Consider the following 15493-nt stretch of genomic DNA (forward strand, 5'->3'; position numbering starts at 1 on the left):
CAAAAAAATAACCCTTCAAAATTAATTGAAGGGTTATAAAACTAAAATAAATGGTTTATTGAGGTTTGGTTTATTTTATAAACAACAATTCTCTGAACTTAGGTAGAGGCCATACGCTGTCGTCTACAATTTGTTCTAATTTATCTGTATGGTAACGGATGGTGTCAAAGTAAGATTTAACATTCTCATCATAACCGATTGCTTTCTCGCGTGAATCTTCGATTGCATTAGTTTTTTTACGTTCTTCCAACATTTTATCGATACTGGTTTTAAGGACACCAAGGTGTTCTGAAACTTTATTGATGATCAATAACGGCGTTTCTAGAGCATCTTTACCAAGACCAAGGTCTTTCAATCCTTTTGCATTTTCGATTAGCGTATTTTGGTAAGCAATTGTAGCAGGAATGATCATGCTGTTTGCTACTTCGCCAATTACCCTTGCTTCGATCTGAAGTTTCTTGTAATAGCTTTCCAATAAGATCTCATGACGTGCATGTAATTCACGTTTGCTGAAGATATTGGTGTTAGTGAATAGCTCAGATGTTTTTTCAGTTAAGTAAGCATCTAAAGCTTTAGGTGTAGTTTTGATGTTTGATAAACCGCGTTTTGCAGCTTCCTCTTCCCACTCCTGGCTATAACCATTTCCTTCAAAACGGATGTCTTTTGATTCTTTAAGGTATTTTTTGATGATGGTTAATAAAGCCACATCTTTTTTCTCTCCTTTTTTGATCAGTTTGTCTACTTCAACTTTGAATTTAGTCAATTGATCTGCAACAATTGCATTCAGGACAGTCATCGGAGCAGAAGAGTTTTCAGAAGAACCTACTGCCCTAAGCTCGAATTTGTTTCCGGTGAAAGCAAAAGGAGAAGTACGGTTACGGTCAGTTGTATCGAAAGAGATCTGAGGGATCTTAGGAATACCTAACCACAATGAATCTTCGCTTTTTACTTTTTTGATGATGCTGCGTGAAGATTCGATTTCGTCTAATACATCAGCAAGTTGTGAACCAAGGAAGATCGAGATGATTGCCGGTGGCGCCTCATTAGCTCCAAGACGGTGATCATTGCTTACAGAAGCGATACTTGCTCTTAAAAGATCAGCATGTTCATGAACAGCTTTAATGGTATTCACGAAAAACGTTAAGAACATTAAGTTGTTTTTAGGCGTTTTTCCTGGTGACAATAAGTTTTTACCAGTATCAGTAATTAGTGACCAGTTGTTGTGTTTACCTGATCCGTTGATTCCTGCATATGGTTTTTCGTGTAATAAAACTTTGAAGTTATGTCTTAAGGCAACTTTTTCCATTAAGTCCATCAACAATTGATTGTGGTCAATCGCAAGGTTGATTTCTTCATAGATTGGTGCGCATTCGAACTGAGAAGGAGCAACCTCATTGTGGCGTGTTTTCAAAGGAATACCTAATTTCAGGGCTTCGTTTTCAAAATCAACCATATAAGTGAATACACGCTCAGGAATCGATCCGAAATAATGATCTTCTAATTGTTGTCCTTTTGCAGACATATGTCCGAATAGGGTACGGCCGGTTAAGGCAAGATCCGGACGTGCGTTATACATCGCAAGGTCTACCAGGAAGTATTCCTGCTCAATACCTAAAGATGCATTTACTTTAGTGATGCTTTTGTCGAAATACTGACAAACATCAACTGCTGCTTTATCTAAAGCAGAAAGTGCTTTTAACAGGGGAGCTTTATAATCTAAAGCCTCACCGGTGTAAGCAACAAATACAGTAGGAATACAAAGCGTTTTACCAGCTTTGCTTTCCATAATGAAAGCTGGAGAAGAAGGATCCCATGCAGTATATCCGCGGGCCTCAAAAGTATTACGGATACCTCCGTTAGGGAAGCTGGATGCATCCGGCTCTTGCTGAACCAATGCACTTCCTGCAAATACTTCAATTGCACCATCTTTACTTGGCTCAAAGAAAGAGTCATGTTTTTCAGCAGTAGATCCTGTTAATGGTTGAAACCAGTGAGTGTAGTGGGTTGCACCTTTAGCCATTGCCCAGCTTTTCATGGCTGTGGCGATATGATTGGCATCCTCATGATTGATTAACTCTCCCTGGTCAATGGAAGAAATTAATTTCTCAAACACTTCTTTTGATAAGAAATCTTTCATTTTTTTCTTATCGAAAACATTAACGCCAAAAAACTCAGAAATCTTAGTCGAAGGAGACTTTACTTCCGGTGAAATTCTTGATTGCGCCTCTTTTAATGCAATTGTTCTTAAGCTTTTCATTTATTTGTTTAAAATTTGGTCAAAAATATAATTTTTGTTTGGTATTTTCTGTGAATTGTTTGTAAAAATACGAATGTCAGGAAATAATCAAAGAAATATTTGAGGTTTTTAGAGATTTTGTGTGATGAATTTTAATGAATAGGCGTTATTCTGCCGCCTGTTTGATGTTTTTGCCGATTTCAGGCGTTTTAAGATTTTTTGCATTTTGGCTATGAAAAGCTGGTAATCTTCACATCATTGTAAGGAATGGAAAGGATATTTCCCTTATTTTCTGGAAGATAGGAAGAAATTTTCAAATAAAAGAGAAAAAAAAGCTGATTATGATATATAAGGTGTAGAAAAAACAAATAATAAGGCATTCCCTGCAAATAAAAGGTTTATGCCTACGAATAATAAAAAGATATAGCAGAATAATAAAAACATAAGGATCTTAGTAGAGACAGCCCTTTTTAATGTGACCCCCTAATCATATTGATATGGATGTTTACCAGTTTAGGTGGTGTAGCACTTTAGATAGGTAAAATAAGAATGAGCAGGAATAAATTCTCAAGGTTAGTAAACCATGCCTGCTGTACTTCAAATAACCATCAGGAATTTTATTTCCTCCCCGATCTGAGATCCTGATGGTTGTTTTTTTTACCTTTGCCCCGTTCCATAAATAACATACTTATATATTATATATAGTATACGATAATTTCAAATGCCATCATGGGGAGTATTTTTAGGTTTAAGCAATTTGAGGTAGACCAATCTGGTTGCGCCATGAAGATCAATACGGATGGTGTGTTGCTGGCTGCTGTAGTAGCTAAATCTGAACCTCGTTATATTCTGGATATCGGTACCGGAACAGGAGTAATCGCCCTGATGCTGGCCCAGCGTTTTTCTTCTGCCTATATAGATGCGGTAGAGATCGACGAATCTGCTGCGAATGCAGCGGTCGGGAATTTTGCCCGTTCCAGCTTTTCATCGCGGACTGCCGCTCATTTCAGTGCCATAGAAGATTATACGACCGATCGGAGGTATGACCTGGTCGTTTCCAATCCCCCATATTTTGTCAACGACCTTAAAAATCCTGAAATAAGAAAAGGAATTGCAAGACATGCTGATGAACGGTTTTTTGAGGCGCTATTGGAGAAAGTTTCCGAAATATTGGCTGAGGAAGGTTGCTTTTGGGTAATTTTACCGGTAAAGCAGGCAGGTTTGCTAGTACAAAGTGCTGCTGCATTTGATTTGTTGGTTCGAAAACAGATTGACGTTTGTTCTGATCAAACCAAACCCGTGATTCGCCAGATCGTTTGTCTGTCCAGGTTAAAAGGGGCGAAAGAACAGGAAACTTTTTACATTTATGAGTCCAGAGGGGTTTATACTGAAGCTTACCGCTTGCTGTTAAAAGATTTCTTTCTTGCCTTCTGATGGCAATATACATAGCTTTGTCTAAAGACAAATACGCTATACTTTGAAAAAAATAGGACTCATTTCCGATACGCATGGTTTTCTTGACGATGCAGTGTTTAAACATTTTGATGAATGTGATGAAATATGGCATGCCGGAGACTTCGGTCCCGATGTTGCCGATCGCTTAGCTGCCTTTAAACCGCTTAAAGGGGTTTATGGCAATATCGATGGAAAGGAAATCCGTTCCGCATTCCCGGAGCACCTCCGTTTTAACTGTGAAAAGGTCGATGTATGGATGACCCATATTGGGGGATATCCGGGAAAATATGCTCCTCAGGTTAAGGGTGAAATATACACTAAGCCCCCGATGCTCTTTATCACCGGGCACTCGCATATCCTTAAAGTGATGTTCGATAAAAAAATTAATTGCTTGCATATAAATCCGGGTGCGGCGGGAAATTCGGGCTGGCATCGGGTGAAAACATTAATTAGATTTTGTATTTCGGAGGAAAAAATACATACCTTAGAGGCCATAGAAATAGGAAATAGATAACGTATAAAATACACTAAGTAATATGTCGGGCATTAAAACACTAGGCCAATTTATAATTGAAAAACAAGCAGACTTCTCCTATGCAAAAGGAGAGCTCTCCAGATTGCTGAGAGACATAGGTATTGCCTCAAAAATCGTTAACCGGGAAGTAAATAAAGCCGGTTTGGTCGATATTCTTGGTGATGCAGGGACAGTTAATATCCAGGGAGAAGGTCAGAAAAAATTAGATGTATTTGCGAATATCCAATTCATTAGCGCACTAACCAGTGGCGGTGAGTGCTGTATTGTAGCGACAGAAGAGGAAGATGATTTTGTAAGGATTGACTCTCCGGTATCGAAAAATGCAAAGTATATTGTTTGTATCGACCCTTTAGACGGCTCTTCAAACATTGATTGTAATGTGGCTGTTGGAACAATTTTCTCTATCTATCGTAGAAAATCTGTGGATGGAGAAGCTACACTGGCGGATGTATTACAAAAAGGTACACAACAGGTGGCGGCAGGGTATGTGATCTATGGCTCTTCTACCATGCTGGTATATACTACTGGAAAAGGGGTAAACGGATTCACTTTAGATCCCTCAATAGGGGAGTTCTGTTTATCTCATCCAAACATGAGAATTCCTGAAGGCGGTAATATTTATTCTTTAAACGAAGGGAACTATGTTCATTTCCCTGAGGGGGTAAAGAAATACCTGAAATATGTGCAGGTACATGATGAAGCAACCAACAGACCTTATACGTCAAGGTATATTGGTTCAATGGTGGGTGATATTCATAGAAACCTGATTAAAGGGGGGATTTATATCTATCCGACTACAGCCAATTCTCCAAAAGGAAAACTGAGGTTATTATATGAATGTAATCCGATGGCTTTCATCGTTGAACAGGCAGGTGGGGTTGCCTCTGATGGATTCAACAGAATCCTGGATATAGAACCTACAGAATTGCACCAGCGCAGTTCCATCTTTATAGGATCCAAAGAAATGGTGACGATGGCTGAAGGAATGATGGCGGAGTTCTCCGCAGAGAAAAATGTAAATGCGGCTGTGTCTGAAAAACTGGGAGAGGTAGGATAATCAAATCAATCTCTGGCCCATATAAAGAGCTAAACAGACTATTATAATAAAGTCTGTTTAGCTCTTTCTTTTTCAAATTCTACATCAATAGCCAGGGCGGCTCTGTTTTTGCCTGCAGCTACAGCCAATTCATCACAACGTTCATTTTCCGGGTGGGCATTGTGCCCCTTAATCCAGACAAACTTAACCTGGTGTAATTTATATACATTTAGAAAGCGAACCCAAAGGTCTTTATTCTTCTTTCCCTTGAATCCGGTCTTTACCCATCCGAATACCCATTTCTTTTCTACAGAGTCTACCACATATTTCGAATCGGAAACAACTGTAACATCCTGTCCCGGGGTTTTTAAAGCATTTAAGCCTTCGATAACCGCCAGTAGTTCCATTCTGTTGTTTGTGGTCATGCGAAAGCCGCCACTCAATTCCTTGTAGTGGTTGCCCGAACGTAAAATAACCCCATAACCTCCTGGTCCAGGGTTTCCACTTGCTGCTCCGTCTGTAAAAATTTCAATCATAACTGAGACAAATCTATGTTTTTAAGCTTTAAATGCAATTTATGACAATCAATTATTATTTGGATGAAAAAATAAATGCCCTGAAATAGAAAGGCTTAAAAGAAAAGTGTGACTTAATTGTTAAAATTATTTGATAAAAATGTTTTTAATCGTACTTTTGTGACGTTGAAAAAAACATGGTGGTTTTAGCTCAGTTGGTTAGAGCATCGGTTTGTGGTACCGAGGGTCGTGGGTTCGAGCCCCATATTCCACCCCAGTTTTGAAAGCAGTCTGAAAAGACTGCTTTTTTTGTTTCAAATAATTCCTGCTGAAATGAGATTGTGTTCAAATTTCTAAGAGTCATTAAACCTGGCACGATGTTTATTGTAACGTTCGAAATTATTTGTTTTTCAAAAAGATAGCCCCCCTACATGTCGTTTTTGAGATCATTTTACATCTATTTTATTGTATACATTGAAAACATTTACGATTGCATCGGCTCTTGTTATTTTAGTTTGTTTAATTAGTTCTTTTAAGAAAGAACCTTCTGTTGGCGAGTTGCTGTCCAAAGGCTTCAAAAGCAAGATTTATAAGAAATTTGATACCCTTGTCTTTGATTCTGTTTTTAACAGAACGATGGATACTCTGTCTGTCAGACTAACCAATACCAAATCAATTAAAGCTTTTTATGCCGGTAATGCCGGTTCTCCAAAGCTAATTGTGAAATTTTATGGGAACAGAAATTTAGATACACTCTTGAGCTTTTTACAAAACAGCAATGAGCATGGCCTTAATCCGGAAATGTTTTCAACAAAGGAGCTTGCCGGTTTACTGGAGGAGCTTAAAGAAAATAAATATACAAATGTGGATCAGGCTTACCCTACACTGGCAAAAGTTGAGCTCCTTTCAGCTGACGCCTATATTAGTTATGTGAATTACCTCAGGTTTGGGGTCGTGGATCCCAGAAAGGTGTTTTCCGGATATCTTATTCCGGTGAAAAGACCAGATCATCAATCTGCTATCGGGTTATTAAATTCAATCGATATATCGGATACATTAGATCATGTACAAAATAAATCACGACAATATAAGGCTTTGCAGTCCGCCTATTTGCAAACTGAGGATGATGCTGTTCGCCGCATATTAGCTGTGAATATGGAACGTTTACGTTGGGTCCTGCCAAAAATGGGGGAGGAGTATGTTCAGGTGAATATTCCGGATTTTAACCTGGTGTATTATAAGCAGGAGGATACGTTGGCCATGATGAAAGTGTGTGTGGGCAGTAAATCCGACGAGGACTATGATAAGAAAATGGAAGTTTTTAAAAAGTCCGGCGATTATGAAGACAGACCCGATAATCATGAAACGCCTATGCTTTTTGGCTCCATAACCTTACTATATGCCAATCCGGTATGGAATATTCCGGAAAGTATAGCCAAAAATGAAATTTATCCAACTGTATTGAAGAATAGAAGCTACCTGAATAAAAACCAAATCGGCGTATACTATAAGAATAAGCTTGTTCAGGATCCTGGCCGGATCCGATGGTCGAAATATTCCAGAGAAAAGCTGCCTTTTCGATTTGTACAAAAATCCGGACCTAAAAATTCTCTCGGTAAATTTAAGTTTGCTTTCCAGAATAATAGTAGTATCTATTTGCATGACACCAATTTTAAAAAGGCTTTCAAACTCACTAACCGGGCAATAAGCCATGGCTGTATCAGATTGGAACGGCCATTGAAATTTGCTGAACTTCTGGTAGCAGATAAAGCCAAGTACGATAAATTAAGATCTGAAATTGGTCTGGCACCGTTGGATAGTAGCAGACTTGTTGCCTATAAATTGAATCGGGCAAAAAAAGTACAAGTGAAGAATCTCATTCCCGAACCAGTTGCATTCAGTCCTAAGAAACCAGTTTCATTGTTGATCACCTATTTTACAGCATGGGAGATGAATAACAAGATTGAATATCGGCCAGACGTATACGGCATGGACAAGAAACTTTGGCTTGCTATGAATAAAGTCAGGTAGATAAGCCAGGCCTTTTTGATGCTTTGTAACTAATTACTTTGTTTATAAATCCCGGAGGCCCCGATGACCTGACGTAAATCAACCCAAAAAATATTACCAAGTCCGTTAAGAGCTGAGTTTAATATATTGAGGTATTCGTCAGTAGTCATGGGTTTATCATTAGGATAGGGTTGTGAGTCTCTGAAGCTGGTGAAAAACAAGGTTTTTCTGTCATTTGAAAGCATCGGACATTGATCCATATCGCTGGAATTAACCTTGTTCCCCAGGTTTTTACCTTTGCCCCAGAAACCTCCTTTGTTAAAGCTGAGGTATAAATCGCCGCTTCCATGATTATCTGCGTAATTCATACCGGTATATATAATGAACGATTCGTCGGGCGATACGAAGGCGTCGAATTCGGTTTTTGTTGTATTTATAGAGCCATTCAGAGGAACCGGACGCTGAAATTTATGTTTTTCATACCTGGAAACCATTAAGTCATACCCCTTTGAGCCATTTTCAGTAGAAAAAAACAGATTGCCTTTTTCTGAAACAGTTGGGTATAATTCATCATTCATTGAGTTCACTTCGTTTCCAAGGTGCTTCGGTAAGCTGAATTTCTCATTTTCATAATCAACATACCAAATGTCAAAGTCCGATTTTGATACACCTGTAGTAATTGGCCTGGTAGAGATAAAATAAAGTTTCTTGCCTATTGGATCGAAGAAAGGATCCGCATCACTAAACTGTCCTGAAAACGATGCGATTTGGGGCTTGGTCCATCTGCCTTGCTCTTTCCTGGTGATGAAAATGGTGTAAAATCTGTTTGTTGAGGTATTATTGGCAATAGTGTATAACCTGATATTTCCATCCGGAGAAAATGTAAGGTTGTATTCGTTTAATCTGGAGGAAATCAGGCCGTCTGCAAATAGTGTTGCGCTGTCCACAGGGCTGGGAGAGCTATAGGAAGCGTTACTGTTTTTTACCTTGTATTTACAGGACATAATGCTGAATAATAATCCGATGATAATTGTGGTATGTGTTTTCATTTGATTTTCTTGTTTAAATATTTACCATCTAACTTTATTTAGATGGTAAATATATGTATTTTAGTTAAACAAACAAATCTTTAGATGAAGAGGGGGATGGCCGTGTTTTTTGTAGAGAATAAATGCTTGTGGCAAGCTAAGACAACTGCTGATCAGAATAACTCCTAAAATTATATTTCGTTGTTAGGTGGTAAAAAAATAACTTTGTAATATGGCGAAATTGCGAAACATCGGAACACTAACAATAGACAGCAGCGTGCTGTGCTGTAATTTCGTAAATACAGTAAGTTCCTGGAAAGGAGAAAAAAAACACGACTATCTGGAGAGCTATAATGATTTTGTTGCCTGGTGTGCAAAATTGGAAGTTTCGGATCTCCGGACTCTGGATATGCTTCGTCAGTTGGCCGCTGTTCAACCTGAAGAAGCGATGGTGGCTTTAGCTCGTGTCAAAGAAATCAGGGAGGTAATCCGGGGACTGATATCTGCTGTTGCGCACAATGACAATGATGAAAAGTCGAAATTTCTACCTGCAGCAAATCTTTTGCTCATTGATGCGGTATCCAGGCAACGTTTGCTTTATGTAGAAGGAAAGTTTTTAATGGGGCAGGTAGAGGCACCTGGCGATCTCAGCTCTCCGGTTTGGAAAGTGGTCAATTCACTGGCCTCTCTGCTCACCGGACAGGAAGCCGTTCGAATAAAGGAATGTCCCAACTGTGGATGGGTATTTCTGGACGAGACCAGGAACGGTAAAAGGAAATGGTGTAATCCCCAGTCCTGTGGTTCTGCCGACAAGATGATGCGTTACAATCAACGGAAAAAGAACAATATAGTGGGAGAGTAAGCCAACTTTTGAGGTCTATTGCTATATTTGTTTAAACGCAATCGTAATGAACTTTCTAAATAATACCTCTTCAAATCTTATTCTATTTTTTCTTTTTTGTCTTATTTCAACTCCATTATTTGCTCAGCATAACTCAGAACATATTTACAAGTCCTGGGTGCTTACCGAAGTTAAATACAATGACGAGTCGGAGTTACCGGATGAAGAGACGATCAAGTACGCCTACTTTAAATATGCCTTTTCTGCTCCCGATAAGCTCCATATTGCTCATGGATATAAGGACCTGGGAACTCCCATGGGGTTCGGGATTAAGGGGAACCGTGTCGTATTAAAATCAACAGAAGGACATGTCATGAATACCATTCGGATTGAAAAACTAGAAGAAGATCAGCTGGTATTGCTGCAATCAGCTGCAGATGGTTTTGATAATCCTAAGGCACTGGAGTATCACTTTGTTTCAGAAGAGGCTTTTCAGAAATCGCAGACCTTAAATGCAGAAGATGTCTATAGCATAATTGACGGAGATACCATTTATAAAGAAAGTCCAAAGGTATACGCGAGGTTTAATGGAAATACACTTCAGTCTTCTTTAAAGGTGGGGAATGGCAAATTAATGGATAAAAAAAGCGGATTTTTAAAAGCAAGCTTTATTGTCTTTAAATCCGGAAAAGTCGATAGCCTGAAGATTTTGAACAGCATCAGCCCGGTTTACGATGAACTCTTTAAAAAGGAGTTTTTTAAATTGAAGAGCAAATGGACTCCGGCAGTAAGGAATGGAACACCAGTGGGAGTGCAAATGACGTATGAAGTCAGGTACTTAACAATCGATGAAATGATGCCGTCATACGGGCTAACAAATGAAGCAAATGAGTATTATCGGAATAAAGATTATGCTGCTGCGCTTAAATTATATAATGAGGCCTTGCAATACGTTCCCGCTGATAAGGAAAATTTATATAAAAGAGGGATATGCAGTAAAATGCTTGGGAATATAAACGCTGCATGTGAAGACTGGCGGGAAATTCGGAGATTGGGAGGAACGACCTCGCTTCGCTTACTGGAGAAGTATTGCAAAGATTAGTGGATAAAGATTGCTCAATTCAATAAAGTTGTCTGATAGCTGTCACCATAAATCATTCAGCGTCATTTTCCTCTTTTTCAATTGCATCATTATTACTTTTTAAAGTATCTTTGCATCACTTTATGAATATGATCTTTTTCTTCGAAACCCCATCTGCCAAGATTTATGTCTTGCAAATCAACCGGAGCCTTACACCATCTGATATTTCAAAATTAAGTTGGCTGTTTGGAGGCGCGAAAGTTAAATCGGAAACATCTTTAAGTGGATTCTTTGTTGGCCCAAGGGCAGCAATGGTAACCCCATGGAGTACCAATGCCGTAGAGATTACCCAAAATATGGACCTTCAGGGTATTATCCGCATTGAAGAGTTTGAGCACTCCACTGCTGAGGCTTCAAATTATGACCACATGTTGTTTCAAAAATACGACGGACTGGATCAGGATGTATTCACCACCAACATTCAGCCGGAGCCAATCCTGGAAATCAGCGATATCGCTGCCTACAATAAACAGGAAGGGTTATCACTAAGTGATGAGGAAGTAGATTATTTAAATAAACTGGCCGGAAACCTGGGACGTAAATTAACGGATTCAGAAGTATTCGGTTTTTCTCAGGTAAACTCTGAACACTGCCGTCATAAAATCTTTAACGGAACTTTTGTGATTGATGGTCAGGAGCAACCTTCTTCTTTGTTTAAACTGATCCGTAAAACATCAGAACTAAACCCTAACGGAATAGTTTCTGCCTATAAAGATAACGTGGCCTTCGTTAAAGGACCAAGGGTACAGCAATTTGCCCCTAAAAGAGCAGACGTACCTGATTATTATCAATTGAAAGATTTTGATTCCGTGATTTCAATAAAAGCGGAAACCCATAACTTCCCGACTACTGTAGAACCATTTAATGGAGCAGCAACAGGATCAGGTGGTGAAATTAGAGACAGACTGGCGGGTGGACAAGGTTCATTGCCCCTTGCAGGTACTGCAGTATACATGACTGCTTTGTCGAGACTTACCGAAGATCGTCCATGGGAAAATGGAGTAGAAGAAAGAAAATGGTTGTACCAAACGCCAATGGATATCCTGATTAAAGCATCCAATGGTGCTTCTGATTTTGGAAATAAATTCGGACAACCATTGATCACCGGATCAGTACTTACCTTTGAACATGAAGAACAAGGTAGAAAATTAGGATACGATAAAGTGATCATGCTTGCAGGTGGTGTTGGCTACGGAAAAGCTGATCAGGCACAAAAACATAAACCGTCAACAGGAGATAAAATTGTCATCCTGGGTGGCGAAAACTACCGCATTGGTATGGGAGGTGCTGCGGTATCTTCAGCTGATACGGGTGCGCTTGGTTCCAGCATTGAGCTGAATGCCATTCAACGCTCCAATCCGGAGATGCAGAAAAGAGCAGCAAATACGGTTCGTGGTATGGTGGAAAGCGATGCAAATACAATTGTTTCGATTCATGACCATGGTGCCGGCGGACATTTAAACTGTCTTTCTGAGCTGGTAGAAGAAACAGGTGGTCTGATTGACCTGGATAAATTGCCTGTTGGCGATCCTACACTTTCTGCCAAAGAAATTATAGGAAACGAATCTCAGGAACGTATGGGATTGGTGATCGGAAAAGACCACATAGATACCTTACATAAAATCGCTGAACGTGAACGTAGTCCGATGTATACTGTTGGAGAGGTAACGGGTGATCACCGCTTTACTTTCGCTTCTAAAACCACAGGCTTAAAACCTATGGACCTGGAGCTTAAAGACATGTTTGGCAGCTCACCGAAAGTGGTGATGGAAGATAAAACAGTAGACAGGAAATATGAACCTGTAACTTACGATATTAATAAACTGGACAGTTACCTGGAGCAGGTATTACAGCTGGAAGCAGTAGCTTCCAAAGACTGGTTAACGAACAAAGTTGACCGCTGTGTGGGTGGAAGAGTTGCAAAACAACAATGTGCAGGACCATTACAATTACCTTTAAACAACTGCGGTGTAATGGCGCTTGATTATCAGGGAAAAGATGGTATCGCTACCTCTGTCGGACATTCGCCACTATCGGCTTTGATCAATGCAGCAGCGGGAAGCCGTAATGCAATCGCAGAATCTCTTTCCAACATTGTCTGGGCTCCCTTAAAAGATGGATTGGAAAGTGTTTCACTTTCTGCCAACTGGATGTGGGCCTGTAAGAATGAAGGTGAAGATGCACGTTTATATGAAGCGGTAAAAGCATGCTCGGAATTTGCCATTGACCTGGGAATTAATATCCCTACCGGTAAAGATTCCTTGTCCATGAAACAAAAATATCCTGATGGTGAAGTGATTGCTCCAGGTACGGTAATCATTTCTGCTGGAGGTCATTGCGATGACATTGCTGCGGTTGTGGAACCTGTACTTCAGAAAAATGGAGGCTTGATCTACTACATCAACCTTTCGGGAGATGCTTATCAGCTTGGAGGTTCTTCTTTTGCTCAGATCTTAAACAAGATCGGCAATGAAACTCCAGATGTTAAAAATGCAGCACAGTTTAAAACAGCTTTCAATACTGTTCAGGAACTGATCAAAGCCGGAAAAATCCAGGCAGGTCATGATATCGGTAGCGGTGGTCTGATCACTACCTTATTAGAGCTTTGCTTTGCAGACAGAAACCTTGGTGCGGAAATCGACCTTTCTGCTTTAGGAAATGAAGACCTGATTAAAGTGCTTTTTGCAGAAAATATCGGAATCGTATTCCAGGCAGATGCCAGTGTGGAAGGATCACTTAAAGCAGCAGGAGTAGCTTACCATAAAATTGGTGAAGTAAAAGCTGAAGCGACTTTAACGGTTAAAAACGCAGGTACAAACCATACTTTTGATATCGATCATTTACGTGATGTATGGTTCAAAACTTCTTATCTTTTAGATCAGAAACAAGCGGGCCCGGTTAAAGCAAAAGAAAGATTTGATAACTATAAAAATCATGTCTTAAACTATACCTTCCCATTACAGTTTGATGGTAAAAAACCGGCGATCGACGCGTCTAAACCAAGACCTAAAGCGGCGGTGCTTAGAGAAAAAGGAAGTAACTCGGAGCGTGAACTTGCCAATGCAATGTTCCTTGCAGGTTTTGATGTGAAGGATGTACACATGACGGATTTAATCTCTGGTCGTGAAACACTGGAAGACATTCAGTTTATCGGTGCAGTAGGTGGATTCTCTAACTCAGACGTATTGGGTTCTGCCAAAGGTTGGGCAGGCGCATTCTTATACAATGAAAAAGCAAGGGTAGCACTGGAGAATTTCTTCAAACGTGAGGATACGCTTTCTGTGGGTATCTGTAATGGTTGTCAGCTTTTTGTAGAATTAGGACTGATCAATAAAGACCATGAGGAAAAACCTAAAATGCTGCACAACGAAAGTCAGAAACATGAGAGTATTTTCACTTCATTAACGATACAGGAAAACAATTCCGTAATGTTATCGAGCCTTGCCGGCAGTACATTAGGAGTATGGGTATCTCATGGAGAAGGTAAATTCCAATTGCCATATGCTGAAGATCAATATGGTATCGTAGCTAAATATGGTTACGAAAGCTATCCTGCCAATCCAAACGGATCGGATTACAATACTGCGATGTTATGTGATCAGTCGGGAAGACACCTGGTGATGATGCCTCATATTGAGCGCTCTTTATTCCAGTGGCATTGGGCCAACTATCCTCAGGGACGTAAAGACGAAGTGACACCATGGATGGAGGCTTTTGTAAATGCAAGAAAATGGTTGGAAAACACCACTAAATAACATCATTTTAAAAGATGTATACGAACAAGAGAGCAGCCTAAAAGGCTGCTCTTCCTGTACCGGGGAGTTTTTAGTTTTGAAATTAAGCGGGAGTAAACTGGAAAGAATGAATGATGATTTCTACTTCCTGTCCGTTTGAAGGGGCCTGGCCATTAAATAACCATAAATTCATGTGTACTGGCAAGGCTTCAGTGCTGACCGGGAAACCAGAGTCAGGAGTTGCCCATGGGTAGAAAGCATTGGATTCAAGTTCGTTATGTCCGTGATAAGCTTTGTAACTCACCTTCTGACTGTTTCTGGAAAATTTATAAGTAGAATACGTTCCATTCAGTGCAAGCTCATATGTGTTAAATACCCGTGTCGCAGGATCTCCGTAAGCCGGATACACAGTATAGTTGAAATTTGGCCATGCCGAATTGCCCCATCTGGCAAACTCAATGTCGATCTCATGGTGTCCGTTATCACCGGATTTGTAGTTGAACAAGCCTAAAATTACATTTTTGTCCAGCTCATCTACCGCGCCTTCCACTTTCCATACATAAGAACCATAGCCAAAATCCTGCAGGGAGCTGACTTCGGCGCAATTCCACCTTCCGGTAGCGGCATCTCTGCGGATTCTTAAGTGTAATCGTCCTTGTGCATCTACCCATACACTGCTGTTGGCCCAGTAATTTGGTCCCGGACCGCCCACAGAGAGGTCTGTGACATTCTTAACCTGCCAGTTGTAGCCGCTGAAATTGATAATGGTTGCGCCGGGAACAGGAACGGCAGCGGATTTTGAATTTACTTTCTCTGATTTAGCCTGGTCTGCATTGGAGTCTTTCTTACAGGAGAAGAAGACGATGGCAAGAATCGCCATAACATAGATTTTTTTCATTTTGGTTGATTATAGGGTTGATAAATTTTTGTCAGACATATTTTTGATGTCTTAACCACAAGTG

General features: G+C 40.0%; 11 protein-coding genes and 1 tRNA gene. 8 read left to right on the forward strand and 4 right to left on the reverse strand.

The annotated features are described in order from the left end of the window. Positions 1–70 precede the first annotated feature (70 nt). Entirely contained in the window at positions 71–2257 is a 2187-nt protein-coding gene (locus tag BFS30_RS16710; RefSeq protein WP_069380336.1) for a glutamine synthetase III, read from the reverse strand. 762 nt (positions 2258–3019) lie between these two features. On the opposite strand from BFS30_RS16710, the gene BFS30_RS16715 reads away from it, so the two are divergent. Genes BFS30_RS16715 through fbp form a run of 3 tightly spaced genes read left to right on the forward strand, consistent with a single transcriptional unit; the run spans position 3020 to position 5283 of the window. Then, complete coding sequence (locus tag BFS30_RS16715; protein ID WP_237028592.1) at positions 3020–3670, forward strand: tRNA1(Val) (adenine(37)-N6)-methyltransferase; 651 nt, start codon at positions 3020–3022, stop codon at positions 3668–3670. Between the two features lie 43 nt (positions 3671–3713). Then, complete coding sequence (locus tag BFS30_RS16720; RefSeq protein ID WP_069380338.1) at positions 3714–4205, forward strand: metallophosphoesterase family protein; 492 nt, start codon at positions 3714–3716, stop codon at positions 4203–4205. Between the two features lie 22 nt (positions 4206–4227). Next, a complete protein-coding gene (gene fbp / locus BFS30_RS16725) occupies positions 4228–5283 on the forward strand; it encodes a class 1 fructose-bisphosphatase (RefSeq protein WP_069380339.1) in 1056 nt (351 codons plus the stop codon). Positions 5284–5324: 41 nt separating this feature from the next. Here the strand turns inward: fbp and rnhA are convergent, their stop codons facing one another. Beyond that, positions 5325–5798, reverse strand: a complete 474-nt coding sequence (rnhA, locus tag BFS30_RS16730; RefSeq protein ID WP_069380340.1) for a ribonuclease HI — start codon at positions 5796–5798, stop codon at positions 5325–5327. Between the two features lie 179 nt (positions 5799–5977). On the opposite strand from rnhA, the gene BFS30_RS16735 reads away from it, so the two are divergent. Both BFS30_RS16735 and BFS30_RS16740 read left to right on the forward strand, forming a co-directional pair. After that, positions 5978–6054: transfer RNA gene (locus tag BFS30_RS16735), tRNA-His, on the forward strand. Positions 6055–6413: 359 nt separating this feature from the next. Then, positions 6414–7808 carry a L,D-transpeptidase family protein gene (locus BFS30_RS16740; RefSeq protein ID WP_237028593.1) on the forward strand — a complete coding sequence of 465 codons (1395 nt, stop codon included), beginning with the start codon at positions 6414–6416 and terminating at the stop codon, positions 7806–7808. A gap of 29 nt (positions 7809–7837) precedes the next feature. Here BFS30_RS16740 and BFS30_RS16745 read toward each other — a convergent pair whose 3' ends face one another. Next, positions 7838–8836 (reverse strand): PD40 domain-containing protein, encoded by a 999-nt coding sequence (locus BFS30_RS16745; RefSeq protein WP_083252082.1) that lies wholly within the window; start codon positions 8834–8836, stop codon positions 7838–7840. A 211-nt stretch (positions 8837–9047) separates the two neighbouring features. Here BFS30_RS16745 and BFS30_RS16750 point away from each other — a divergent pair, with 211 nt between their 5' ends. The 3 genes from BFS30_RS16750 (at position 9048) to purL (ending at position 14552) form a co-directional block, all read left to right on the forward strand. Continuing rightward, entirely contained in the window at positions 9048–9677 is a 630-nt protein-coding gene (locus BFS30_RS16750) for a CGNR zinc finger domain-containing protein (RefSeq protein WP_069380342.1), read from the forward strand. Positions 9678–9723: 46 nt separating this feature from the next. After that, entirely contained in the window at positions 9724–10758 is a 1035-nt protein-coding gene (locus BFS30_RS16755) for a tetratricopeptide repeat protein (protein ID WP_069380343.1), read from the forward strand. Between the two features lie 128 nt (positions 10759–10886). Then, complete coding sequence (purL, locus tag BFS30_RS16760; RefSeq protein WP_069382484.1) at positions 10887–14552, forward strand: phosphoribosylformylglycinamidine synthase; 3666 nt, start codon at positions 10887–10889, stop codon at positions 14550–14552. A gap of 82 nt (positions 14553–14634) precedes the next feature. On the opposite strand, the gene BFS30_RS16765 is transcribed toward purL, so the two are convergent. Further along, entirely contained in the window at positions 14635–15429 is a 795-nt protein-coding gene (locus BFS30_RS16765; RefSeq protein ID WP_069380344.1) for a glycoside hydrolase family 16 protein, read from the reverse strand. Positions 15430–15493 lie beyond the last annotated feature (64 nt).

This window comes from Pedobacter steynii (assembly GCF_001721645.1).
In the GTDB taxonomy this organism is placed as follows: Bacteria; Bacteroidota; Bacteroidia; order Sphingobacteriales; family Sphingobacteriaceae; genus Pedobacter; species Pedobacter steynii_A.

Bases quoted from the DNA above. Each gene is read 5' to 3' on its own strand.
- BFS30_RS16710 (WP_069380336.1), bottom strand. From the start codon at position 2,257: ATGAAAAGCTTAAGAACAATTGCATTAAAAGAGGCGCAATCAAGAATT.
- BFS30_RS16715 (WP_237028592.1), top strand. From the start codon at position 3,020: ATGAAGATCAATACGGATGGTGTGTTGCTGGCTGCTGTAGTAGCTAAA.
- fbp (WP_069380339.1), top strand. From the start codon at position 4,228: ATGTCGGGCATTAAAACACTAGGCCAATTTATAATTGAAAAACAAGCA.
- rnhA (WP_069380340.1), bottom strand. From the start codon at position 5,798: ATGATTGAAATTTTTACAGACGGAGCAGCAAGTGGAAACCCTGGACCA.
- BFS30_RS16740 (WP_237028593.1), top strand. From the start codon at position 6,414: ATGGATACTCTGTCTGTCAGACTAACCAATACCAAATCAATTAAAGCT.
- BFS30_RS16745 (WP_083252082.1), bottom strand. From the start codon at position 8,836: ATGAAAACACATACCACAATTATCATCGGATTATTATTCAGCATTATG.
- BFS30_RS16750 (WP_069380342.1), top strand. From the start codon at position 9,048: ATGGCGAAATTGCGAAACATCGGAACACTAACAATAGACAGCAGCGTG.
- BFS30_RS16755 (WP_069380343.1), top strand. From the start codon at position 9,724: ATGAACTTTCTAAATAATACCTCTTCAAATCTTATTCTATTTTTTCTT.
- purL (WP_069382484.1), top strand. From the start codon at position 10,887: ATGATCTTTTTCTTCGAAACCCCATCTGCCAAGATTTATGTCTTGCAA.
- BFS30_RS16765 (WP_069380344.1), bottom strand. From the start codon at position 15,429: ATGAAAAAAATCTATGTTATGGCGATTCTTGCCATCGTCTTCTTCTCC.